This is a genomic window from Novosphingobium sp. BAM6 (assembly GCF_057784955.1).
Genome location: NZ_JBYNTR010000001.1, coordinates 200,411 through 221,468 on the forward strand (window position 1 = coordinate 200,411; position 21,058 = coordinate 221,468).

The 21,058-nt window shown below is 64.0% G+C and carries 30 protein-coding genes; 27 read left to right on the top strand and 3 right to left on the bottom strand.

The genetic code is table 11. The annotated features are described in order from the left end of the window. Positions 1 to 2: 2 nt before the first annotated feature. The 27 genes from rplB (at position 3) to AC3EC3_RS01180 (ending at position 17,896) form a co-directional block, all read left to right on the top strand. Positions 3 to 839, top strand: coding sequence for a 50S ribosomal protein L2 (gene rplB, locus AC3EC3_RS01050; protein ID WP_260927098.1), 837 nt, complete (start codon positions 3 to 5; stop codon positions 837 to 839). Positions 840 to 845: 6 nt separating this feature from the next. Then, a complete protein-coding gene (gene rpsS / locus AC3EC3_RS01055; protein WP_260927107.1) occupies positions 846 to 1,124 on the top strand; it encodes a 30S ribosomal protein S19 in 279 nt (92 codons plus the stop codon). Then, positions 1,124 to 1,501, top strand: coding sequence for a 50S ribosomal protein L22 (gene rplV / locus AC3EC3_RS01060; RefSeq protein ID WP_488487877.1), 378 nt, complete (start codon positions 1,124 to 1,126; stop codon positions 1,499 to 1,501). The genes rpsS and rplV overlap by 1 nt, the downstream gene beginning before the upstream one ends. 3 nt (positions 1,502 to 1,504) lie before the next feature. Then, entirely contained in the window at positions 1,505 to 2,200 is a 696-nt protein-coding gene (rpsC, locus tag AC3EC3_RS01065) for a 30S ribosomal protein S3 (protein WP_260927111.1), read from the top strand. Positions 2,201 to 2,222: 22 nt separating this feature from the next. Beyond that, positions 2,223 to 2,654 (top strand): 50S ribosomal protein L16, encoded by a 432-nt coding sequence (gene rplP, locus AC3EC3_RS01070; RefSeq protein WP_260927113.1) that lies wholly within the window; start codon positions 2,223 to 2,225, stop codon positions 2,652 to 2,654. Between the two features lie 3 nt (positions 2,655 to 2,657). Then, entirely contained in the window at positions 2,658 to 2,858 is a 201-nt protein-coding gene (rpmC, locus tag AC3EC3_RS01075) for a 50S ribosomal protein L29 (RefSeq protein ID WP_260927120.1), read from the top strand. An 11-nt stretch (positions 2,859 to 2,869) separates the two neighbouring features. Beyond that, positions 2,870 to 3,139, top strand: coding sequence for a 30S ribosomal protein S17 (gene rpsQ / locus AC3EC3_RS01080; RefSeq protein WP_021233437.1), 270 nt, complete (start codon positions 2,870 to 2,872; stop codon positions 3,137 to 3,139). Between the two features lie 161 nt (positions 3,140 to 3,300). Further along, positions 3,301 to 3,669: a 50S ribosomal protein L14 gene (gene rplN / locus AC3EC3_RS01085; protein WP_260927122.1), complete on the top strand. Its 369-nt coding sequence runs from the start codon at positions 3,301 to 3,303 to the stop codon at positions 3,667 to 3,669. Continuing rightward, positions 3,669 to 3,986: a 50S ribosomal protein L24 gene (rplX, locus tag AC3EC3_RS01090; RefSeq protein WP_260927125.1), complete on the top strand. Its 318-nt coding sequence runs from the start codon at positions 3,669 to 3,671 to the stop codon at positions 3,984 to 3,986. The genes rplN and rplX overlap by 1 nt, the downstream gene beginning before the upstream one ends. Continuing rightward, entirely contained in the window at positions 3,979 to 4,560 is a 582-nt protein-coding gene (rplE, locus tag AC3EC3_RS01095) for a 50S ribosomal protein L5 (RefSeq protein WP_488487878.1), read from the top strand. Before rplX ends, rplE begins: the two co-directional genes overlap by 8 nt. A 26-nt stretch (positions 4,561 to 4,586) precedes the next feature. Continuing rightward, positions 4,587 to 4,892 carry a 30S ribosomal protein S14 gene (gene rpsN, locus AC3EC3_RS01100; protein ID WP_488487879.1) on the top strand — a complete coding sequence of 102 codons (306 nt, stop codon included), beginning with the start codon at positions 4,587 to 4,589 and terminating at the stop codon, positions 4,890 to 4,892. Between the two features lie 13 nt (positions 4,893 to 4,905). Next, positions 4,906 to 5,301 carry a 30S ribosomal protein S8 gene (gene rpsH, locus AC3EC3_RS01105; RefSeq protein WP_260927132.1) on the top strand — a complete coding sequence of 132 codons (396 nt, stop codon included), beginning with the start codon at positions 4,906 to 4,908 and terminating at the stop codon, positions 5,299 to 5,301. After that, a complete protein-coding gene (gene rplF / locus AC3EC3_RS01110; protein WP_260927134.1) occupies positions 5,301 to 5,834 on the top strand; it encodes a 50S ribosomal protein L6 in 534 nt (177 codons plus the stop codon). The genes rpsH and rplF overlap by 1 nt, the downstream gene beginning before the upstream one ends. Continuing rightward, positions 5,834 to 6,172 (top strand): 50S ribosomal protein L18, encoded by a 339-nt coding sequence (rplR, locus tag AC3EC3_RS01115; RefSeq protein WP_260927135.1) that lies wholly within the window; start codon positions 5,834 to 5,836, stop codon positions 6,170 to 6,172. The genes rplF and rplR overlap by 1 nt, the downstream gene beginning before the upstream one ends. Positions 6,173 to 6,174: 2 nt before the next feature. Beyond that, complete coding sequence (gene rpsE / locus AC3EC3_RS01120) at positions 6,175 to 6,921, top strand: 30S ribosomal protein S5 (protein WP_488487880.1); 747 nt, start codon at positions 6,175 to 6,177, stop codon at positions 6,919 to 6,921. Positions 6,922 to 6,926: 5 nt separating this feature from the next. After that, positions 6,927 to 7,103, top strand: coding sequence for a 50S ribosomal protein L30 (gene rpmD / locus AC3EC3_RS01125; protein ID WP_488487881.1), 177 nt, complete (start codon positions 6,927 to 6,929; stop codon positions 7,101 to 7,103). A gap of 255 nt (positions 7,104 to 7,358) precedes the next feature. Then, positions 7,359 to 8,546, top strand: coding sequence for an ankyrin repeat domain-containing protein (locus tag AC3EC3_RS01130; protein WP_488487882.1), 1,188 nt, complete (start codon positions 7,359 to 7,361; stop codon positions 8,544 to 8,546). A 99-nt stretch (positions 8,547 to 8,645) separates the two neighbouring features. Then, on the top strand, positions 8,646 to 9,125 hold the full coding sequence (gene rplO / locus AC3EC3_RS01135) for a 50S ribosomal protein L15 (RefSeq protein ID WP_488487883.1): 480 nt from the start codon (positions 8,646 to 8,648) through the stop codon (positions 9,123 to 9,125). Between the two features lie 242 nt (positions 9,126 to 9,367). Next, complete coding sequence (gene secY, locus AC3EC3_RS01140) at positions 9,368 to 10,735, top strand: preprotein translocase subunit SecY (protein ID WP_488487884.1); 1,368 nt, start codon at positions 9,368 to 9,370, stop codon at positions 10,733 to 10,735. A 43-nt stretch (positions 10,736 to 10,778) separates the two neighbouring features. Continuing rightward, on the top strand, positions 10,779 to 11,426 hold the full coding sequence (locus AC3EC3_RS01145) for an adenylate kinase (RefSeq protein WP_488487885.1): 648 nt from the start codon (positions 10,779 to 10,781) through the stop codon (positions 11,424 to 11,426). Between the two features lie 371 nt (positions 11,427 to 11,797). Further along, on the top strand, positions 11,798 to 12,166 hold the full coding sequence (gene rpsM, locus AC3EC3_RS01150) for a 30S ribosomal protein S13 (protein WP_103099215.1): 369 nt from the start codon (positions 11,798 to 11,800) through the stop codon (positions 12,164 to 12,166). 63 nt (positions 12,167 to 12,229) lie between these two features. Next, positions 12,230 to 12,619, top strand: a complete 390-nt coding sequence (gene rpsK / locus AC3EC3_RS01155; RefSeq protein WP_007011846.1) for a 30S ribosomal protein S11 — start codon at positions 12,230 to 12,232, stop codon at positions 12,617 to 12,619. Positions 12,620 to 12,731: 112 nt separating this feature from the next. Further along, positions 12,732 to 13,793: a DNA-directed RNA polymerase subunit alpha gene (locus tag AC3EC3_RS01160; RefSeq protein WP_260927144.1), complete on the top strand. Its 1,062-nt coding sequence runs from the start codon at positions 12,732 to 12,734 to the stop codon at positions 13,791 to 13,793. 123 nt (positions 13,794 to 13,916) lie between these two features. Further along, complete coding sequence (locus AC3EC3_RS01165) at positions 13,917 to 14,333, top strand: diacylglycerol kinase family protein (protein WP_488487886.1); 417 nt, start codon at positions 13,917 to 13,919, stop codon at positions 14,331 to 14,333. A 128-nt stretch (positions 14,334 to 14,461) separates the two neighbouring features. Continuing rightward, positions 14,462 to 14,884: a 50S ribosomal protein L17 gene (rplQ, locus tag AC3EC3_RS01170; RefSeq protein WP_260927150.1), complete on the top strand. Its 423-nt coding sequence runs from the start codon at positions 14,462 to 14,464 to the stop codon at positions 14,882 to 14,884. Between the two features lie 140 nt (positions 14,885 to 15,024). Further along, positions 15,025 to 17,115 carry a prolyl oligopeptidase family serine peptidase gene (locus AC3EC3_RS01175; RefSeq protein ID WP_488487887.1) on the top strand — a complete coding sequence of 697 codons (2,091 nt, stop codon included), beginning with the start codon at positions 15,025 to 15,027 and terminating at the stop codon, positions 17,113 to 17,115. A 115-nt stretch (positions 17,116 to 17,230) separates the two neighbouring features. Further along, positions 17,231 to 17,896 carry a hypothetical protein gene (locus AC3EC3_RS01180; protein WP_488487888.1) on the top strand — a complete coding sequence of 222 codons (666 nt, stop codon included), beginning with the start codon at positions 17,231 to 17,233 and terminating at the stop codon, positions 17,894 to 17,896. Between the two features lie 141 nt (positions 17,897 to 18,037). Here AC3EC3_RS01180 and AC3EC3_RS01185 read toward each other — a convergent pair whose 3' ends face one another. The 3 genes from AC3EC3_RS01185 to lpdA all read right to left on the bottom strand — a co-directional run bounded on the left by AC3EC3_RS01185 (position 18,038) and on the right by lpdA (position 21,007). Then, entirely contained in the window at positions 18,038 to 18,463 is a 426-nt protein-coding gene (locus tag AC3EC3_RS01185; protein ID WP_488487889.1) for a VOC family protein, read from the bottom strand. A gap of 78 nt (positions 18,464 to 18,541) precedes the next feature. Then, positions 18,542 to 19,300 carry a CPBP family intramembrane glutamic endopeptidase gene (locus tag AC3EC3_RS01190; protein WP_488487890.1) on the bottom strand — a complete coding sequence of 253 codons (759 nt, stop codon included), beginning with the start codon at positions 19,298 to 19,300 and terminating at the stop codon, positions 18,542 to 18,544. A 309-nt stretch (positions 19,301 to 19,609) separates the two neighbouring features. After that, positions 19,610 to 21,007, bottom strand: coding sequence for a dihydrolipoyl dehydrogenase (gene lpdA, locus AC3EC3_RS01195; protein WP_488487891.1), 1,398 nt, complete (start codon positions 21,005 to 21,007; stop codon positions 19,610 to 19,612). Positions 21,008 to 21,058: the final 51 nt, after the last annotated feature.

Below are 21,058 nucleotides of genomic sequence, written 5' to 3' on the forward strand. Positions count from 1 at the left end.
CGATGGCACTTAAGCATTACAACCCGACCAGCCCGGCCCGCCGCGGCCTGGTCCTCGTCGACAAGTCGTCGCTCTGGAAGGGCAAGCCCGTCAAGGCGCTGACCGAAGGCAAGAGCAAGACCGGCGGTCGTAACAACAAGGGTCATGTCACCTCGCGTGGCATCGCCGGTGGTCACAAGCAGAAGTACCGCTTCATCGACTTCAAGCGTCGCAAGTGGGACATGGAAGCGACCGTCGAGCGTCTTGAGTACGATCCCAACCGTACGGCGTTCATCGCTCTGGTGACCTACACCGACGGCGAGCAGACCTACATCATCGCGCCGCAGCGTCTTTCGGTCGGCGACGTCATCGTCGCTGGCGAGAAGACCGACGTGAAGCCCGGCAACGCCATGCTTCTGTCGCAGATGCCGGTCGGCACGATCTGCCACAACGTCGAGATGAAGCCCGGCAAGGGCGGTCAGATCGCCCGTTCGGCAGGCACCTATGTGCAGGTCGTCGGTCGTGACCGCGGCATGGTCATCGTTCGCCTGAACTCGGGTGAGCAGCGTTACCTGCGCGGCGATTGCATGGGCACCGTGGGCGCCGTGTCGAACCCCGACAACGGCAACCAGACCCTCGCAAAGGCCGGTCGCAAGCGTTGGATGGGCCGTCGCCCGCTGACGCGCGGTGTCGCAAAGAACCCGGTCGATCACCCGCACGGTGGTGGTGAAGGCCGTACCTCGGGTGGTCGTCACCCGGTTACGCCCTGGGGCAAGCCGACCAAGGGTGCCCGCACTCGCAACAACAAGCAGACGGACAAGCTCATCATCCGTTCGCGCCACGCCAAGAAGAAGAGGTAAGACACGATGGCACGTTCCGTCTGGAAAGGCCCCTTCGTCGACCTGTACCTTCTCAAGAAGGCCGAGGTCGCGCAGGATGCCGGTGCAAAGGCTGCTCCGATCAAGACCTGGTCGCGTCGCTCCACCATCCTTCCGCAGTTCGTTGGTCTGACCTTCCAGGTCTACAACGGGCACAAGTTCATCCCTGTCTCGGTCAACGAGGACATGGTCGGCCACAAGCTCGGTGAATTCGCGCCCACGCGCTCGTTCCCCGGCCACGCTGCCGACAAGAAGGGCAAGCGCTAATGAGCAAGCAGGCAGCACCCCGCCGCGTCGGCGACAAGGAAGCTCTTGCGGTCAACACCACCATCCGTGGTTCGGCCCAGAAGCTCAATCTCGTCGCTGCGCTCATCCGTGGCCGCAAGGCCGAGGAAGCGATGAACATCCTCACGTTCTCGACCAAGGCCATGGCCGTTGAGGCCCGCAAGGTTCTCGCCTCGGCGATCGCCAATGCGGAAAACAACCACAACCTCGACGTCGACGCTCTCGTCGTCGCCGAGGCGTCGGTCGGCAAGTCGATCACCATGAAGCGTTTCCACGCTCGCGGTCGCGGCAAGTCCACCCGGATCCTCAAGCCGTTCTCGCGCCTGCGGATCGTCGTTCGCGAAGTCGAGGAGGTTTGATCCATGGGTCATAAATCTAATCCGATCGGTCTGCGTCTGCAGATCAACCGTACCTGGGACAGCCGCTGGTTCGCGGAAGGCCGGGACTACGGCAAGCTGCTTGAGGAAGACCTCAAGATCCGCAAGTTCATCATCGAGACCGTGCCGCAGGCTGCTGTCTCGAAGGTGGTCATCGAGCGTCCGGCCAAGCTGTGCCGCATCTCGATCTACGCAGCTCGTCCCGGTGTGATCATCGGCAAGAAGGGCGCGGATATCGAGAAGCTGCGCAAGCAGCTCTCGGCCATGACCGGCAGCGAAGTGAAGCTGAACATCGTCGAAATCCGCAAGCCGGAAGTCGATGCCAAGCTGATCGCCCAGGGCATTGCCGACCAGCTGATCCGCCGTGTCGCTTTCCGCCGTGCGATGAAGCGCGCGATGCAGTCCGCCATGCGTCTGGGTGCCGAAGGCATCAAGATCATGTGCGGTGGCCGTCTCGGCGGCGCTGAAATCGCCCGTGTCGAGCAGTACCGTGAAGGCCGCGTGCCGCTTCACACGCTGCGTGCGAACATCGACTATGCCGCTGCCGAAGCGCTGACCGCGTACGGCATCATCGGCATCAAGGTGTGGGTCTTCAAGGGCGAGATCCTCGGCCACGACCCGATGGCGCAGGACCGGCTGATGATGGAGGCTCAGACCTCCGGCGTCCGCCCGGCGCGCTGAGGCTTAGGATAGAGTAAGCACCATGCTGCAACCGAAAAAGACCAAGTTCCGCAAGGCCTTCAAGGGCAGGATCAAGGGCGATGCCAAGGGTGGCACCGACCTGAACTTCGGCTCCTACGGCCTCAAGGCTCTCGAGCCGGAGCGTATCACCGCCCGCCAGATCGAAGCGGCCCGCCGCGCGATCACGCGTCACCTCAAGCGCCAGGGTCGTCTCTGGATCCGCGTCTTCCCGGACGTGCCGGTTTCGAAGAAGCCTGCCGAAGTCCGTCAGGGTAAGGGCAAGGGTTCGGTCGAATACTGGGCGGCCCGCGTCAAGCCCGGCCGTATCCTGTTCGAAGTCGACGGCGTTGCCGGCCCGCTCGCAGCCGAGGCATTCAGCCGCGCTGCGATGAAGCTGCCGATCAAGACCAAGGTTGTTGCCCGTCTCGGCGACACCTCGCACCTGGAGGCCTAAGACATGGCTGACAAGACCGAAGATCTGCGCGCCAAGACCGACGACCAGCTCACCGCTGACCTCGTTGATCTCAAGCGCGAACAGCTCAACCTGCGCTTCCAGGCTGCAACCAACCAGCTTGAGCGTCCTGCTCGCGTCAAGGAAGTGCGTCGCGATATCGCGCGCATCAAGACGCTCCAGGCCGAACGCGCAGCTAAGGCTTAAGGAGACCACCGATGCCCAAGCGTATCCTGATCGGGACGGTTGTTTCCGACAAGACCGACAAGACTGTTACCGTGCTCGTTGAGCGTAAGGTGAAGCACCCCCTCTACGGGAAGATCATCCGCCGCTCGAAGAAGTACCACGCCCACGACGAGGACAACGCCTTCAAGACCGGCGAGCGCGTCCGGATCGAGGAGACGAAGCCCTTCTCGAAGACCAAGACCTGGAAGGTTCTTGACCGTCTTCAGGCGAGCAAGGGAACGGCGCTCGAAGCCGAGGTCTAAGACCTCGGCCCAGGGCCTTCGTGACGTGAGTTGACCTTGGCAGATAAATGCGGCAAAGGGCCGCCTTCGCCTGCCAAGGCGACTCGGGCCTCTTCGGGGGCCTGTATTTTTAGGAACTGCCGGACTGGTTCCGGCAAGCCAGTTGAGAAGGACTCGGATCCATGATCCAGATGCAATCCAATCTCGACGTCGCGGACAACAGCGGCGCAAAGCGCGTCCAGTGCATCAAGGTGCTGGGTGGCTCTAAGCGTCGTTTCGCGGGCGTCGGCGACATCATCGTGGTGTCGATCAAGGAGGCGCAGCCCCGCGCTCGCGTCAAGAAGGGCGACGTTCACCGTGCGGTGATCGTGCGTACCCGCAAGGACGTGCGTCGCGCTGACGGCAGTGTCATCCGCTTCGACAGCAATGCTGCGGTTCTCGTGAACAAGAACGAAGAGCCCATCGGCACCCGTATCTTCGGCCCCGTCGTGCGCGAACTGCGCGGTCGCGGTTTCATGAAGATCATCTCGCTCGCGCCGGAGGTGCTGTAATGGCTGCCGCGAAGATCAAGAAGGGTGACCAGGTCGTCGTCCTGTCCGGCAAGGACAAGGGCCGCACCGGCGCCGTGCTGCAGGTTCTCCCCAAGGATGGCAAGGTCATCGTTGAGGGCGTGAACGTTGCGACCAAGCACCGCAAGCCTACCCAGCAGAACCCGCAGGGCGGCATCGACCGCGTCGCGGCCCCGATGGCGATCAGCAAGGTTGCCGTTGCCACCAAGGATGGCAAGCCGACCCGCGTTCGTTTCGAAGTGCAGGATGGCAAGAAGGTCCGCGTGGCCGTGAAGTCCGGAGAGACGATCGATGGCTGACAAGTACACCCCGCGTCTGCGCTCGAAGTACGACGCTGAAATCGCGAAGGCGATGACCGAGAAGTTCGGTTACAAGAACGTGATGGAAGTGCCCAAGATCGAGAAGATCACGCTCAACATGGGCGTCGGTGAGGCTAGCCAGGACAAGAAGAAGGTCCAGACTGCCGCTGCCGAGATGGAAGCCATCGCAGGGCAAAAGCCCGTCATCACCAAGGCCCGCAAGTCGATCGCCCAGTTCAAGCTGCGCGAAGGCATGCCGATCGGCTGCAAGGTGACGCTGCGTCGTGAGCGTATGTACGAATTCCTGGATCGTCTCGTCACGATCGCGATGCCCCGCATCCGCGACTTCCGTGGCCTGAATCCGAAGTCGTTCGACGGTCGCGGCAACTACGCGATGGGTCTCAAGGAGCAGATCATCTTCCCGGAGATCAGCTACGACAAGATCGACAAGGTGCGTGGCATGGACATCATCGTCACCACCACTGCGAAGACCGATGAGGAAGCGCGCGAGCTGCTTCGTCTGTTCGGTTTCCCGTTCCCGGCCGATGCGTCGGAACAGAAGGAAGCGGCGTGAGCCGCTGAGGAAGAGAGCTTAAGTCCATGGCGAAACTGAGTTCCGTGAACAAGAACGAGCGCCGCAAGCAGCTCGTTCAGAAGTATGCAGGCAAGTACGCGCGCCTGAAGGCCGTTGCCGATGACGAATCGCTCGACGAAACCGAGCGCCTCATCGCCCGCCTCAAGCTGGCCGAGATCCCGCGCAACGCAAACCCCACGCGGGTTCGCAACCGTTGCGCCACGACCGGTCGTCCGCGCGGTTACTACCGCAAGTTCGGTCTGTGCCGCGTCGAGCTGCGTGATCTTGCCAACAAGGGCATGATCCCCGGCGTGACCAAGTCGAGCTGGTAAGGGATACCCGAAAATGGCTATGACCGATCCCCTGGGTGATATGCTCACCCGCATCCGCAACGGCCAGCGTGCAAAGAAGGACTCCGTCCTTTCGCCGGCCTCCAAGCTTCGTGCCCGCGTGCTCGAAGTGCTCCAGCGCGAAGGCTACATCCGTGGCTTCAGCGACGATGCGACCGGTGCTCACCCGCAGCTTCGCATCGAGCTGAAGTACTTCGAGGGCGAGCCCGCCATCAAGCACATCGCTCGCGTTTCGAAGCCGGGCCGCCGCGTCTATTCGGGCTCGAAGGAGCTTCCGATCGTGCGCAACGGTCTGGGCATCACCATCGTTTCGACGCCCCGTGGCGTGCTCTCGGACGCCGAGGCCCGCACCCACAACGTGGGCGGCGAAGTGCTCGCGGAGGTGTTCTGATGAGCCGCATTGGCAAAAAGCCGGTGGCCGTGCCTGCTGGCGTTACCGCCAGCATCGCTGACGGCAACCTGACCGTGAAGGGCCCCAAGGGCGCCCTGAGCATCGGTCTGTCGAACCTCGTGACCTACACCGTCGAAGACGGTTCGGTCGCCGTGCAGCCGGTGAACCAGTCGAAGGCTGCCCGCAGCCACTGGGGCATGCAGCGCACGCTCGTCTCGAACCTCGTGGAAGGCGTGACCAACGGCTTCTCCAAGGTCCTCGAGATCAAGGGCGTCGGCTACCGTGCGGCAGCGCAGGGCAAGAACCTGAAGCTGCAGCTCGGCTACTCGCACGATGTCGACATCGCCGTGCCGGAAGGCATCGAAGTCAAGACCCCGGACAACACCACGGTGGAGATCTCGGGTATCGACAAGCAGAAGGTCGGCCAGCTCGCGGCCGAGATTCGTCGCTGGCGCAAGCCCGAGCCCTACAAGGGCAAGGGTATCGCCTATCGCGGCGAGTACATCTTCCGCAAGGAAGGGAAGAAGAAGTAATGGCAAAGCTGTCCCTCTTCGCGCGTCGTCGCCGTCGCGTCCGTACCGCCCTGCGCGCCCGCGCCGGTGGTCGTCCCCGCCTTTCGGTGCACCGCACCGGTCGCCACATCTACGCGCAGATCATCGACGATGCCCAGGGCCACACCGTGGCTGCCGCCAACACGCTTGGCGCCAAGGGCACCGACACCGATGCAGCTGTGCGCGTCGGCAAGGAACTGGCCGAGGCTGCTCAGAAGGCAGGCATCACCTCGGTCGTGTTCGACCGCGGTGGCTTCCTGTACCATGGCCGCGTCAAGGCGCTGGCCGATGCCGCCCGTGAAGCCGGGCTGGAGTTCTGATCATGGCTGACGAAAACACCAACGAAACGCCGATCGCGGCGGAAACCCCCCAGGCTACCGAGGCCACCGAAGCACGCGGCGACAACGCTCGTGGCGGTGATCGCGGCGGTCGCGGCGGTCGTGGTCGCGGCAATGATCGTGGCGGTGAGCGCGGTGGCCGTGGCGGCCGCCGTGACGACCGTCGCGGTGGTCGTCGTGACGAGGAAGAGCAGGGCGAGGAGCTCATCGAGAAGCTCGTCCACATCAACCGCGTCAGCAAGACCGTGAAGGGCGGCAAGCGCTTCGGTTTCGCAGCGCTCGTCGTTGTCGGCGACGGCAAGGGTCGCGTGGGCTTCGGTCACTCGAAGGCTCGCGAAGTGCCCGAGGCGATCAGCAAGGCAACCGCTTCGGCCAAGAAGAAGATGATCCGCGTCGCGCTGAAGGAGGGTCGTACCCTCCATCACGACGGCAAGGGCCACTTCGGCGCCGGCAAGGTGAACGTGCGTACGGCGCCTGCCGGTACGGGCATCATCGCCGGTGGTCCGATGCGCGCCGTGTTCGAGAGCCTGGGCGTCCACGACGTCGTGACCAAGTCGGTCGGCACCTCGAACCCGTACAACATGATCCGCGCCACCTTCGACGCGCTGCAGGACCAGACTTCGCCGAAGTCGGTCGCACAGCGTCGTGGCAAGAAGGTCGCTGACCTGCTTGGTCGCGGTGGTGCAACCGAAGCAGAGGCCGAGGCCGCTGCCGAAGCCATCGCGGAGTAAGCATCATGGCGAAGATCAAGATCAAGCAGATCGGTTCGCCGATCCGTCGTCCCGAGAGCCAGAAGAAGATCCTGATCGGTCTGGGCCTTGGCAAGATGCACCGTGTCGTCGAACTCGACGACACTGCTGAAGTTCGTGGCGCGATTGCCAAGCTTCCGCACATGGTCGCCATCGTCGACTGATCGGTCCGGGATGTTCCTGACATTCCGATACTGACAAGAACAAAGCCCCGGTGGAAACGCCGGGGCTTTTTCGTGTGCACTGTGAACCGGCATTGCTGCACCTCGAGATCGCCCTTCCGGCGCTTGCGGCGGGGGGCATCCGGTCGAAATGCAGGGAAGTCTGCGATTCTCGCATTTTCCGCCTTGAGGGTTGTTTCCAAGCTGCCGGAAAATGCTCTAAGGCGCCGTTTCCCCGTTTTTCTCTGGAGTCTGTGAGTGGCCAAACGCCTCGGATCGATCCTTGCCCTTGGTGCTGCGCTGGTAGCGTTGAGCGCCTGCGGCCAGAAAGAAACGCAGGTTGACCAGGTGGAGGGCGCGCCGGTCGACATCCGGGCGAGTTGCGTCGATCCGATGTCGGACCCACAGGTGCTAGCCTCCAGGGAGCGCATGGATGATGCCTTGCGGGCCGAACTGCGGCAGGGTGCTGCCGATGCCGTGAAGGAAGCGGGCAAGGCGCTCGCCGCGGGCGATTTCCGCCTGGTGGCCAGCATCGGCGAGGGCGGTGTCTCCACCGAGGACTTCGGTGCCGAATGCCGGGTCGGCGACCGTCTCGACCAGCGTATGACCCGGGTGATCGCCTACCACGACACTGACGACAAGCTGGAAGGCTATGCAGCTGCCGGTGCGCTGTCGAAATTCGGTCACGCCTATAATGAGGCGATGCTGGACGATCCTCGCTATCCTTATCGCGACGTCTGCCGCAGCGTGAAGACCGCGCCCGTGGAGGAGCCGAATCCCGGTGGAGAGCTCCCGCATCGTTACGGCTTCAGCTATTTCGCACGGACTTCTGGCGTTCTCAGCGCGGCACAGGCGGCGCGTCGTGGTGATCTCGGCGCACTCTCGCAGGCCGTGGCGCGCGATCCGAAATCGCTGGACCGGCCCGATCTCTTCGGGCTCACGCCGCTTGCCTGGGCCGTGGCTTATCGCGAGCGCGATGCAGCGGAATGGCTGCTGGATCACAAGGCCAGTCCGGCGGGTCCGGGGTGCCACACGATTCTCGATCATATATCGCCGATGCAGGTCGCTCGTGCGATCCACTGGCGGGCGATGGTGACGCGAATGCGCCCGCTCGTCTCGGTGGAGGACTTCAACGACCTTCGTGAAGCGCCGCGCGTGAGCGACGCGGATATCTCGGATTTCAATCACGGGCTGACCGAGTTGAACGAGAAGTACCGCAAGGTCTTCAACAAGCGATACCTGACGCGCCATCACCTGATCATCTCGCTCGACGATACCGGCAAGCAGTTGTCGTGCCGATTCGAACCGGCGACCTCGCAGCCGGGATACGATGCCGGCATGTGCGCGCTTGGCGCCGATGTACTGCACTGGGAGCCGGCGCGCAGTGCCTATGGCACCGCGATTCCCGAGGATGCATCGCTGCTGGTGGGTGTCAGGGGCGAATAACCGCAGGATACCGTGCGAAAGAGGGGTGACAGGCAGGGCGCTTTCCGTTAGGGGCGCCGCTTCCTATCAGCGCGTAACAAGCGAAAGCGAGTGCACAACATGAAACTGAATGAACTTCGCGACAACGCCGGTGCCCGTCACCGCCGCATGCGTATCGGCCGTGGTATCGGCTCGGGCAAGGGCAAGACCGGTGGTCGCGGCCAGAAGGGTGCCAAGGCACGCTCGGGCGTTTCGATCAACGGCTTCGAGGGCGGCCAGATGCCGCTCCACATGCGTATCCCGAAGCGCGGCTTCACCAACGCCAAGTTCCGCAAGGACTACGCTGAAGTGAACCTCGGTGCGATCCAGAAGGCCGTGGACGCTGGCAAGCTCGACGTCGCCGCGACTGTCGATCATGCCGCTCTCCAGGCTGCCGGTCTTGCCCGTGGTGGCAAGGATGGCGTGCGTCTGCTCGGCAAGGGCGAACTGACTGCCAAGATCACCTTCAACGTCGCCGGTGCCTCGAAGGGCGCTGTCGAAGCTGTCGAGAAGGTCGGCGGTTCGGTGATCCTCCCCGCCAAGGAAGCCGTCGAGGCCTGAGCCTCTTCGTCGCGTCCTTCGCGATGATCTGAACGCGAAAGGGCGGGGCGCTTCAGGCGCTTCGCCCTTTTTCATGTGTCCTTCGTGCCGCTGCGGGGTGGACAATTTGGCCTAGTTGCATTTCGGGGCTTCCCGAATGCAGGACAGGCGCCATATTGCCTCTTCGTTACCGGGGTTCGACAAGGCAGGCAGCAGCCGCTAAGGCCGAATCCGAAGAGATTTATTCAAGGCTTCCCATCGTCATGGCTTCTCGCGCCGACAATATCGCCAGCTCGCTCAGCCTGGCCAACTTCTCCAAGGCAACCGAGCTGAAGAACCGCATCTGGTTCACGATCGGTGCGCTGATCGTCTTCCGCTTCCTCAGCTTCGTGCCGCTGCCGGGCATCGACCCGATCGTGCTGCAGACGCTCTACTCGAAGACGCAGGGCGGCATCCTCGACCTGTTCAACACCTTCTCGGGCGGTTCGCTCTCGCGCATGAGCCTGATCGCGCTCGGCGTGATGCCGTACATCACCGCCTCGATCGTGGTGCAGCTTGCCGCCTCGCTTCATCCCGCGCTGATGGCGATGAAGAAGGAAGGTGAGGCTGGCCGCAAGAAGATGAACCAGTACACCCGCTACGGCACGGTGTTCCTCTGCGCGCTGCAGGGGTATTTCCTGGCCGTCAGCCTTGAGGCCTATGGCGCCTCGACCGGTGCGCAGGCCGTTGTCGATCCGGGCATCGTGTTCCGCATCGGCGCGGTGATCTCGCTGGTCGGCGGCACGATGTTCCTGCTGTGGCTGGGTGAGCAGATCACCTCGCGCGGTCTGGGCAACGGCGTTTCGCTGATCATCATGGCGGGTATCGTCGCCCAGATGCCGACTTTCGCCAGCAACCTGGGGCAGGCCTACAGCGCCGGTGATACCGGCTCGATCCTGATCATCGCACTGATCGTACTGGTCATCGCGCTGATCCTGATGATCTGCTTCTTCGAGCGCGCGCAGCGTCGCCTGCTGATCCAGTATCCCAAGCGCGCCACGCAGCGCGGCATGATGCAGGCCGATCGCAGCCACCTGCCGCTCAAAATGAACACCGCTGGTGTCATCCCGCCGATCTTCGCCAGCTCGCTGCTTCTGCTGCCGCTGACGATCACGCAGTTTGCAGGCAAGTCGCTGAATCCCGATTCGACGATGGGCAAGGTCGTGGTGACGCTCAACCAGTACCTGGGTCACGGCAAGCCGCTCTACATGCTGCTTTACGCAGCGGGCATCATCTTCTTCAGCTTCTTCTACACCGCCGTCGTCTTCAATCCTGAGGAGACCGCTGACAATCTGAAGAAGAACGGTGGCTTCATTCCCGGTATCCGTCCGGGCAAGAAGACGGCGGACTACCTCGACTACGTGCTGACGCGCGTGACGGTGATCGGTGCGATCTATCTGACGGTTGTCTGCACCGTGCCGGAGTACTTCCTGTCGCTGACCGGCCTGCCGCTGCTGTTCATGGGCGGCACCAGCCTGCTGATCGTCGTCAATGTGACCGTTGACACCATCACGCAGATCCAGTCGCACCTGCTGGCGCACCAGTATGGCGATCTGATCAAGAAGGCCAAGCTCAAGGGCCGCCTGCGCTGAGGGGCGCAGGGACAACGGCTGAATTCATAGAGGGAATGAAGGCGTGAACATCATCCTGTTGGGGCCGCCGGGCGCGGGCAAGGGGACGCAGGCCCAGCGTCTGGTCGAGCGTCGCGGTATGCGTCAGCTGTCGACCGGCGACATGCTGCGCGCTGCCGTCAAGGCGGGGACGCCTGTCGGGCTTGAGGCCAAGGCCGTGATGGACCGTGGCGAGCTGGTATCGGATGCCATCGTTTCGGCGCTCATCGGCGAAGAACTTGACGCGATGAATGCCGAGACGGGCGCGATCTTCGATGGCTATCCGCGCACCGCAGCGCAGGCCGAATCGCTGGATGCGATTCTTGCCGAGCGCGGTCGCAAGCTTGAGCGCGTGATCGAGCTGGTCGTCGACGAGGATGCGCTGGTCGAGCGTATCACCGGTCGCTTCACCTGCGCGACGTGCGGGAAGGGCTATCACGACAAGTTCGAGCAGCCCAGGGTTCCGGGTACTTGCGACAAGTGCGGTGGCACCGAGTTCAAGCGTCGCCCCGACGACAATGCCGAGACCGTGCGCACGCGCATGGCGGAGTATCGCGCCAAGACGGCGCCGATCCTTCCGATCTACGAGGCACGCGGCATCGTCGTGACGGTTGACGGTATGGCCGACATGGATGCCGTGACAGCGGCGATCGAGGGGGCGCTGGCAGGCTGATCCTGCTCGTTCCCTTTGGAATTGCACGATCCCGAGCCGACGATTGATCCCGTCGCGCTCGGGATTGTCATATTTGCGAGGGTCATTTGCCGAAAATTTTGACGGCCCGGCGCAAATGCGGTAAATACGCAAGCACAACGATCCTGACGCGGCCGGCTCCACCGGTTCCGGCGTCGCGCGTCCTTGCCCCTGCATTGACAGGGCTTGCGAATCGTTCTAAGCGCCCCCTTCGCTCGATAAAAACGGCCCGTCCGATCGGCATCGCTTTTGCGCGATGGCTCCGCCGGGCGTGTTTCCGTTTGGGTTCGAGGGTATTTTGCAGCGTTGAGATAGGGCGCTTTGCGGCACCCTGTGGAGCAGGAGTTTTTTAAGTGGCACGTATCGCCGGGGTCAATCTCCCCACCAACAAGCGCGTTATCATCGCGCTCACCTACATTCACGGTATCGGTCGCACCAAGGCGCTCGAAATCGCCGACAAGCTGGGTATCGATCACACCCGCCGCATCCAGGACCTGTCGGACGCCGAAGTCCTGCAGATCCGCGAGACGATCGACGCCGAGCACACCGTGGAAGGTGACCTTCGTCGCGAAACCGCGATGAACATCAAGCGTCTCATGGACCTCGCTTGCTACCGTGGCCTGCGTCACCGCAAGGGTCTGCCGGTTCGTGGCCAGCGCACGCACACCAATGCGCGCACCCGCAAGGGCAAGGCCAAGCCGATCGCCGGCAAGAAGAAGTAAGATCCGCCGGGCCATCAGGCCCAGCGATCTTTCCTCCAGCGTTTTACGACAGGATATACGGACATGGCACGCGAACCCCAGCGCATTAAGCGCCGCGAGCGCAAGAACATCACCAGCGGCATTGCGCACGTCAACGCCAGCTTCAACAACACCATGGTCACCATCACCGATGCCCAGGGCAACGCCATTTCGTGGTCGTCGGCCGGCATGATGGGCTTCAAGGGCAGCCGCAAGTCGACTCCCTATGCTGCGCAGGTCGCCGCTGACGACGCCGGCAAGAAGGCCGCCGAGCACGGCGTGCGTACCCTCGAAGTCGAGGTCAAGGGCCCCGGTTCGGGTCGCGAGAGCGCCCTTCGCGCCCTCCAGGCCGTCGGCTTCACGATCACTTCGATCCGCGACGTTACCCCGATCCCGCACAACGGCGTGCGTCCTTCGAAGCGTCGCCGCGTCTGATTGTGCTTTTTCGGGTGGCGTACCGGTCGCCACCCGGTCTATCGGTTTGTTCTTCATGCCTTTCCACCAGGCATGAGGGGCAAGTCGCCATCGAACACCCCAGGGGAAGTCCATGACTGTCAACATCAAGAACTGGCAGGAACTCAAGAAGCCGAACAGCCTTGAGATCAAGCCGGGACCAGACCCCAAGACCAAGGCGACCTTCGTCGCCGAACCGCTCGAGCGTGGCTTCGGTCTGACGCTTGGCAATGCGCTGCGTCGCGTGCTGCTGTCCTCGCTGCAGGGCGCTGCCGTGACCTCGATCAAGATCGAGAACGTTCTGCACGAGTTTTCCTCGCTGGCAGGCGTGCGCGAAGACGTCACGGACATCGTTCTCAACGTCAAGCAGATCGCGCTCAAGATGCAGGGCGAGGGCGCCAAGCGCCTGCAGCTCTCGGCAACCGGTCCGGCTGTCGTCACCGCCGGCGACATCGCCGTCACCGGTGACATCGAGGTCATGAACAAGGACCTCGTGATCTGCACCCTCGACGACGGTGCGACGCTGAACATGGAACTGACTGCTGACGTCGGCAAGGGCTACGTCCCCGCCGTCGCCAATCGTCCCGTGGACGCGCCGATCGGTCTGATCCCGGTCGATTCGCTCTACTCGCCGGTTCGCCAGGTCAGCTACAAGGTCGAGAACGCCCGTATCGGCCAGGAGCTCGACTTCGACAAGCTGAGCCTCTCGGTCGAGACCGACGGCACTGTCACGCCGGAAGACGCGGTGGCTTACGCTGCGCGCATCCTTCAGGACCAGCTCGCGCTGTTCGTCCACTTCGAGGACATCGTCCCCGTGGGCGCCGCGCCGATGGTCGGCATGGCTGCCGGTGCTGCACCGGAAGAGAACGACGCCAACCAGCTCAACCGCTACCTTCTCAAGAAGGTGGACGAGCTGGAACTGTCGGTGCGTTCGGCCAACTGCCTCAAGAACGACAACATCATCTACATCGGCGATCTGGTCCAGAAGACCGAAGCCGAGATGCTGCGCACGCCGAACTTCGGCCGCAAGTCGCTCAACGAGATCAAGGAAGTCCTCTCGTCGATGGGCCTGCGCCTCGGCATGGACATTCCGGGCTGGCCGCCCGAGAACATCGAAGAGATGGCCAAGAAGCTGGAGCAGGAACTGCTCGGCTGATCGGTTCCTTCCGATACGAAACAGGACAAGGCCCTGCGAGCAATCGCGGGGCCTTTTTCTTTGCGACTGGCGCGACGGTGGGGAGGGCTGGCGGGCAGGGCAGCACTGTGGTGAGATCGCTCCATGATCGAATCGCCCGATGTTCCGGCTCGTCCCGCCCGTTTCAGCATCCTGTCACGGCTGAAGAGCTTCGTCTTTGCGTGGAACGGCCTGCGCTGGCTGGTGCGAAACGAACACAACGCCCGTGTCCACCTGGCCGCGACGATTGCCACCGCAGCGGCAGGCCTGATTCTGCAGGTCTCGGCCAATGACTGGCGCTGGCTGTTTCTGGCTATGGCGCTGGTCTGGCTGGCCGAGGCCTTCAACACCGCGATCGAACAGCTCTGCAACCGGATCGAGCCGGGCCTCGATCCGGTGATCGGGCGGATCAAGGACGTGTCGGCAGGCGCGGTGCTGGTGGCTTCGGTCGCGGCGGCAGGGATCGGGTTGCTGACGCTGGGGCCGCCTTTGCTGGCGTGGCTGGCGATGGTCAGGACTTGACTCTCGCCCCATTTTCCTTCTTAGGGCAGCGCTTCACTCCCATGTGAACCGGTTTTTGGGCGTTGGCCGAATGCAACGCCCGGCGGGCAGTACCTTGAACGGCTGTCCGACGAACGAAAGAAGAGATCATGCGTCACAAAATGGGTCAGCGCAAACTGCAGCGCACCTCGGGCCACCGCGCTGCGCTGCTGCGCAACCTGGCCGCCGCGCTCATCAAGCACGAGCAGATCAAGACCACGGCTCCCAAGGCCAAGGAACTGCGCCCCTACGTCGAGAAGCTCATCACGCTTGCCAAGCATGGTGGCCTGTCGAACCGCCGTCTCGCCCACGCCCGTCTGATGGACGAAGCGCAGGAGAAGAAGCTGTTCGAAGTTCTCGCCGAGCGTTACGCTGGCCGTGAGGGTGGTTACACCCGCATCATCAAGGCCGGCATCCGCGCTTCGGACGCCGCTCCGGTTGCGATCATCGAGCTGGTCGACCGCGACGTGGCTGCCAAGGGCCAGGACTCGGGTCCGGTCATGAGCGACGCGGAAGAGTACGCCGAGGCCTGAGCCCAGGCGGATACTTCCGGCTTCCTTCGGGATAGAGAAACGGTCGCGAGCCACCCGCTCGCGGCCGTTTTTTCATGTCCACCGGAAGCGACAGGGCAGGGCTTGCCAGCGCCGGGGCGTGAGCCCATCTGGTCTGCACGATGACCCAGATCCCCTATCCCCAGACCCGCCGCGACGATACGCACGATACCCTGTTCGGAGAAACTGTCGCCGATCCCTACCGCTGGCTGGAGGCCGATGTGCGCAACGATGCGGGCGTTGCCGAATGGGTGGGGCAGCAGAGCCGCACGACCGAGGCCTATCTGGCAAACCTCCCGCAGCGCGATGTCTTCGCCGCGCGGATCAGGGCACTGTTCGATCATGAGCGCTTCGGGGTGCCGGTGCGCAAGGGCGGCCGCTATTTCTTCTCGCACAACACCGGGTTGCAGCGCCAGTCGGTGCTGTGGCTGCGTGACAGTCTGGACGGCGAGGGCCGGGTGCTGATCGATCCCAATGGCTGGTCGCAGGACGGGGCCACTGCGCTTTCGGAATGGCTGCCGAGCGAGGACGGCTCCAAACTGCTCTACGGCATCCAGGACGGCGGCAGCGACTGGCGCAAGGCCCGCGTGCGCGATCTGGAGACTGGCGAGGACCTGCCCGAGACGCTGGAGTGGATGAAGTATTCGCTCGGTGCCAGCTGGGCGAAGGACGGCACGGGCTTCTTCTATTCGCGCTATCCCCAGCCTCCCGTCGGTGAGGAGTTCCAGGCGATCACGCAGGATCATGCGGTCTACTTCCACCGCCTCGGCACATCGCAGGCCGAAGACCGACTGATCTACGCCACGCCCGAGCAGCCGACGTGGAGCCATTATTCCGGCGTCACCGACGATGGCGACTGGCTGGTCGTCACCACTTACGAAGGCACGGACAACCGTTATCGCATCACGCTGATCGACCTGACCCGGTCTGACGCTCCTGCGCGCACCGTGGTTCCGGCGCTGGAGAACATGTGGAGCTATGCGGGCAATCAGGGCACGCGCTTCCTGTGGGTGACGGACCGCGCCGCGCCGCGTGGGCGGATCGTGGCGATGGACGTCGCCAGCGCCGATGCCGGGCCGGACACGGTCGAGGAACTGGTGGCCGAGCAGGACGCGACGCTGGAAGGCGCCGGGCTGGTCGGCGGCGCGATCTTTGCCAGCTACCTTGTCGATGCGCGCACCGAGATCCGGCGCTTTGCACCCGACGGGAGCGTCTCCACCCTGCCGGTCGACCTGCCGGGGATCGGCACCGCGAGCGGCTTTGGCGGCACGGTGGCCGATACCGAGACGTTCTACGCCTTCACCAGCTTCAACTATCCCACGACGATCTTCCGCTACGATATCGCCAGCGGTGAGAGCACCGTCTGGGCGCAGCCGCAGGTGGCGTTCGATCCGGCGGACTTCGTGGTCGAACAGCGCTTTTTCGCCTCGAAGGACGGGACGAAAGTGCCGATGTTCGTGTTGCGCAAGGCGGGGGCCACTGGTCCTGCGCCGACGCTGCTCTATGGCTATGGCGGGTTCAATATCTCGCTGACGCCGAACTTCGCGGGATCGCGTCTCGCCTGGGTCGAGGCAGGGGGTGTCTACGCCGTGGTGAACCTGCGCGGGGGCGGTGAATACGGCAAGGCCTGGCACGACGGCGGACGCCGGGCGAACAAGCAGAACAGCTTCGACGATTTCATCGCGGCGGGCGAATACCTGATCGCCGAGGGGATCACCGCGAAGGACGGCCTCGGCATCCAGGGCGGCTCGAACGGCGGCCTGCTGGTGGGCGCGGTGACGAATCAGCGCCCGGATCTGGTCGCCTCGGCGGTGCCGCAGGTGGGCGTGATGGACATGCTGCGCTTCAACCGTTTCACGGCGGGCCGCTACTGGGTGGACGACTATGGCCATCCGGATCGCGAGGAGGATTTCCGCGTGCTTCGCGCCTATTCGCCCTATCACAATGTGCGCGAGGGCGTGGATTACCCTGCCGTGCTGGTGACGACTGCCGACACCGACGACCGCGTGGTGCCGGGCCATTCGTTCAAATATGCCGCCGCGCTCCAGTCCGCCGAAATCGGACCGCGCCCGCACCTGATCCGCATCGAGACGCGGGCCGGGCACGGCGCGGGCAAGCCGATCGACAAGGCGATCGAGGAAGCGGCGGACGTGCTGGCGTTCACCGCGCAGTGGACCGGGCTCGCTGTATCCGCAGGCGTTGCAGCAGGCTGACGGTCGGTCTATCTTCACATGGTTCATGGCGCCGCAAGCAAGATTTGCGCATACTTCCCGGTATTGCGGCGCCGTTTCGATTCGCTTTGAAGTTCGCCGCCAGAGGTATTGGCCCATGTCGTTTCTGCATTCGCGTACCGCCGCTCTGCTCGCCGCCACTGCGGCTCTGACCCTGACGGCGACCCCGGTTCTCGCGCAGCCGGGGCCGTACTGGCACCATCACCACCATGGTGATGGCGGCGCGGGCCTGCTCGCTGCGCTCCTGATCGGCGGTGGCGTCGGTGCGATTGCGGCAACGGCGGCAAACAACGCGAACAAGACGCCGCCTCCGCCGCCGGCGCCTCCCGTTTACAACTATGAGACGCCGCCGCCCGCGGCGGTGGCTGCACCGGCAGGTGTGCCGGCCTATCCCGGTGGTCCGCTGCCGGGTGAGGACAACCGTCCCGTCTACGTGCCGCCGCAGGCCGACAGCGCCGGGTTCGCGCGCGCTGCGCCTTACACCGGCCCCAACAGCAACGCGCCGTCCGGTACGGAACAGGATGCGGATGCCGATCGCTCCGGTCATCGTGAAGCGGTAGGCTTCGATGGCGCGGTGGACTCGTGCTCGTCGGAGATCGATCGCGATGGGCAGTCGATGGGCAAGGTCGACAATGTCGGCAGCGCCGAAGACGGCGGCTATCGCGTCGAAGGCCATATGAACGACGGCAGCAACTTCGCCTGCACGATGGACGGCGATGGGCGTATCCGCACCGCCACGGTGAACGGTCACGCGGTAGATTAACGGGACAAACGCTGAGTTGGCCGTCACACGATGGCCACGATTGGCGGTTCACGTCAGATGATGACGAATCCCCCGGATCGCCGCCATGGTTCATGGCGGCGGTCTTGATTCAGAGGTGGGGGTAAGGCTCGAGGTCTTTTTTCAGGCCGTGGCGAAAAGCTGGTCGAGATCGGCGAAGGCCTTCATCTCGATGGCGTTGCCCGAAGGGTCTCGGAAGAACATCGTCGCCTGCTCGCCGACCTTTCCGGCAAAGCGCACATAGGGCTTGATCCCGAAGTCCACGCCCGCCGCCGTCAGACGGTCGGCCAGTGCCTGCCAGTCCTGCTTTTCCAGCACGATGCCGAAATGCGGCACCGGCACGCCGTGGCCGTCGACCGGATTCGCGCCGACGGGGCCTTGCGCCATTTCGGGAACGAGGTGGGCGACGATCTGGTGGCCATAGAAGTCGAAATCGACCCAGGTGTCCGCACTGCGCCCCTCGCGACAGCCGATGAGATCGCCCCAGAAGGCGCGGGCGGCGGCAAGATCGTGGACGGGGAAGGCGAGGTGGAAGGGGCGAAGCGACATCTTGGGCAGCACTTTCTGCGACGGGGAGGCCCGATAGTGTCACTGCGCCGGGAGAGACGCAATGCCGGGCTTCGGGGCTCAGCTTCGGCGCAGAAGCCGCTTCAGTCCCATGCCGAGGGCAGGGCGAATGACCAGTCCGATCACGTCGATGGTCACATGCACGGCTATCGCCAGCCACAGGTTGCCGCTGATCGCGTAGATGGCCGTCAGGAGCAGTCCGGCAAAGCCTACCGCCAGGACGCCCACCCACCCCTGATAGACATGGCAGGCCGCGAAGATCACGCAGGACACCAGCAGGCCTGCTGTCAGCGGCAGGCCCAGAGCGGCGAGGGCATGGGGGATTTCACCCCGGAACAGCATCTCCTCGCCCAGTCCCGCGCCGATCGCGAGAAACAGCGCATAGGGCAGTTCCGCCGGACTTTGCGGCAGCAGCGCGGTGAAGTTGCCCAGCACCAGCCGTCGTTTCCAGCGAAACAGGATCGGCAGGGCTTCGAGGACGACGATGACAATCGTCAGGGTGACGGCCATCGAAGACAGCAGCGACAGGTCGAAATCGTCCGGTGAGGCGCCGGTGAGCGTGGCTGTCAGCCGTGCGGCAGGGGCGATGGCCTCTCCGGGCGTGAAGGCGCTGTGCAGCAGCCCGGAGAGCGTCAGGGCAAGAAGCGGCGCGACGATCATCGTCTGCCACTGCGCGACCAGCTTGTCGCGGAAGAACTGGCGGCGGTTCAGCGGTCCCTGCCGCGTGCGCAGCGCTGCGGTCGCCGAGAGGCCACGGCGGATGTATCGCTGGAGCAGGACAAGGCAGGCGAGCAGGGCAACGGCAGTGACGAAGGTCATACCTTGTTCGATGGGCGAGACGGGCGGGAATTACCAGAGGGGATAGGGCGGCGTTCCCTTATCCGTTCGTGTCGAGCGCAGTCGAGACACGGTAGCGCAGGTGTCTCGACTGCGCTCGACACGAACGGATGAGGGCTGGCGGATGCGGGCTGGGTTCTGCCGGGAGAGGTGAGGGGCTGAGCCCCGGAACGGCAAACGGCGCACGCCGGGACGAGGACCGGGTGCGCCGTCAGTACGCCGTGCCAAACGCAGGTAGTCGCAGGCACGGGATGCGGCGGAGCACACAAGGGCGCTCCGCCGGGATCGGGATCAGATGTGGATCGGCTTGCCCAGGACGGCCATGGCCGCTTCCTTGATCGCTTCCGAGTGGGTCGGGTGCGCGTGGCAGGTGTAGGCGATGTCTTCCGACGTTGCGCCGAATTCCATGGCCTGCGCAGCCTGGCCGATCATCGTGCCCGCCACCGAGGCGATGCACCACACGCCGAGCACGCGGTCGGTCTCGGCATCGGCGATCACCTTCACGAAGCCATCGGGCTCGTGGTTGGTCTTGGCGCGCGAGTTCGCCAGCATCGGGAACTTGCCGACCTTGATGGCACCGCGCTCCTTGGCGGCTTCCTCGGTCAGGCCCACGCCTGCGAATTCGGGCTGCGTGTAGACCACGCCGGGGATCACGTCGTGGTTCACGATGCCGGTCAGGCCCGCAATGTTCTCGGCCACGGCAATGCCTTCGTCCTCGGCCTTGTGCGCGAGCATCGGGCCGGGGATCACGTCGCCGATCGCCCACACGCCATCGACCTTGGTGCCGAAGTCGTGGTCGGTCTCGATCTGGCCGCGCTGGTTCAGTTCGATGCCGATGTTGGCAAGGCCTAGGTTCTCGGTGTTCGGCTTGCGGCCGATCGAGACGAGAACGACGTCGGCCTCGATCACTTCGGCGTCACCGCCCTTGGCAGGCTCGACCGTGATCTTGGCGCCGTTGCCGACGACTTCGACGCCGGTCACCTTGGTGCCGAGCTTGAGCGTCATGCCCTGCTTCTTGAAGATCTTGCCGGCTTCGCGGCGCACTTCGCCGTCCATGCCCGGAAGCAGCTGGTCGAGGAACTCGACCACGGTGACTTCCGCGCCGAGACGACGCCACACCGAGCCCAGTTCCAGACCGATCACGCCGCCACCGATGACGACCATCTTCTTGGGAACCGAGGCCAGCTCCAGCGCGCCGGTGCTGTCAACGACGATGCCCTTGGCGTTGTCGATCTCGACGCCGGGAAGCGGCGTGACCGACGAGCCGGTGGCGATGACGATGTTCTTGGCGGTCACGGTCTTGCCCGCAACCTCGACGCTGTGCGCGTCCTTGAACTGGGCATAGCCCTTCAGCCAGTCGACCTTGTTCTTCTTGAACAGGTACTCGATGCCGCCGGTCAGGCCCTTCACGGCCTCCTTGCGCTGGCCCTGCATGGTGTCGAGGTCCAGCTCGGGCGTCACCTTGATGCCCATCGCGGCCATCGAGCCGCCCTTGGCCGCTTCGAAGTATTCCGAGGCGTGGAGCAGGGCCTTCGAGGGGATGCAGCCGACGTTGAGGCAGGTGCCGCCCAGCGTCTCGCGGCCTTCGGCACAGGCCGTCTTCAGGCCCAGCTGTGCCGCGCGGATCGCTGCGACATAACCGCCGGGGCCGGCACCGATGACAAGAACGTCGTAATCGTAATCAGCCATTGTTGGCCTCCCAACGCTCGTGCATCGCATTATGGCACGAGCGGTATTGAT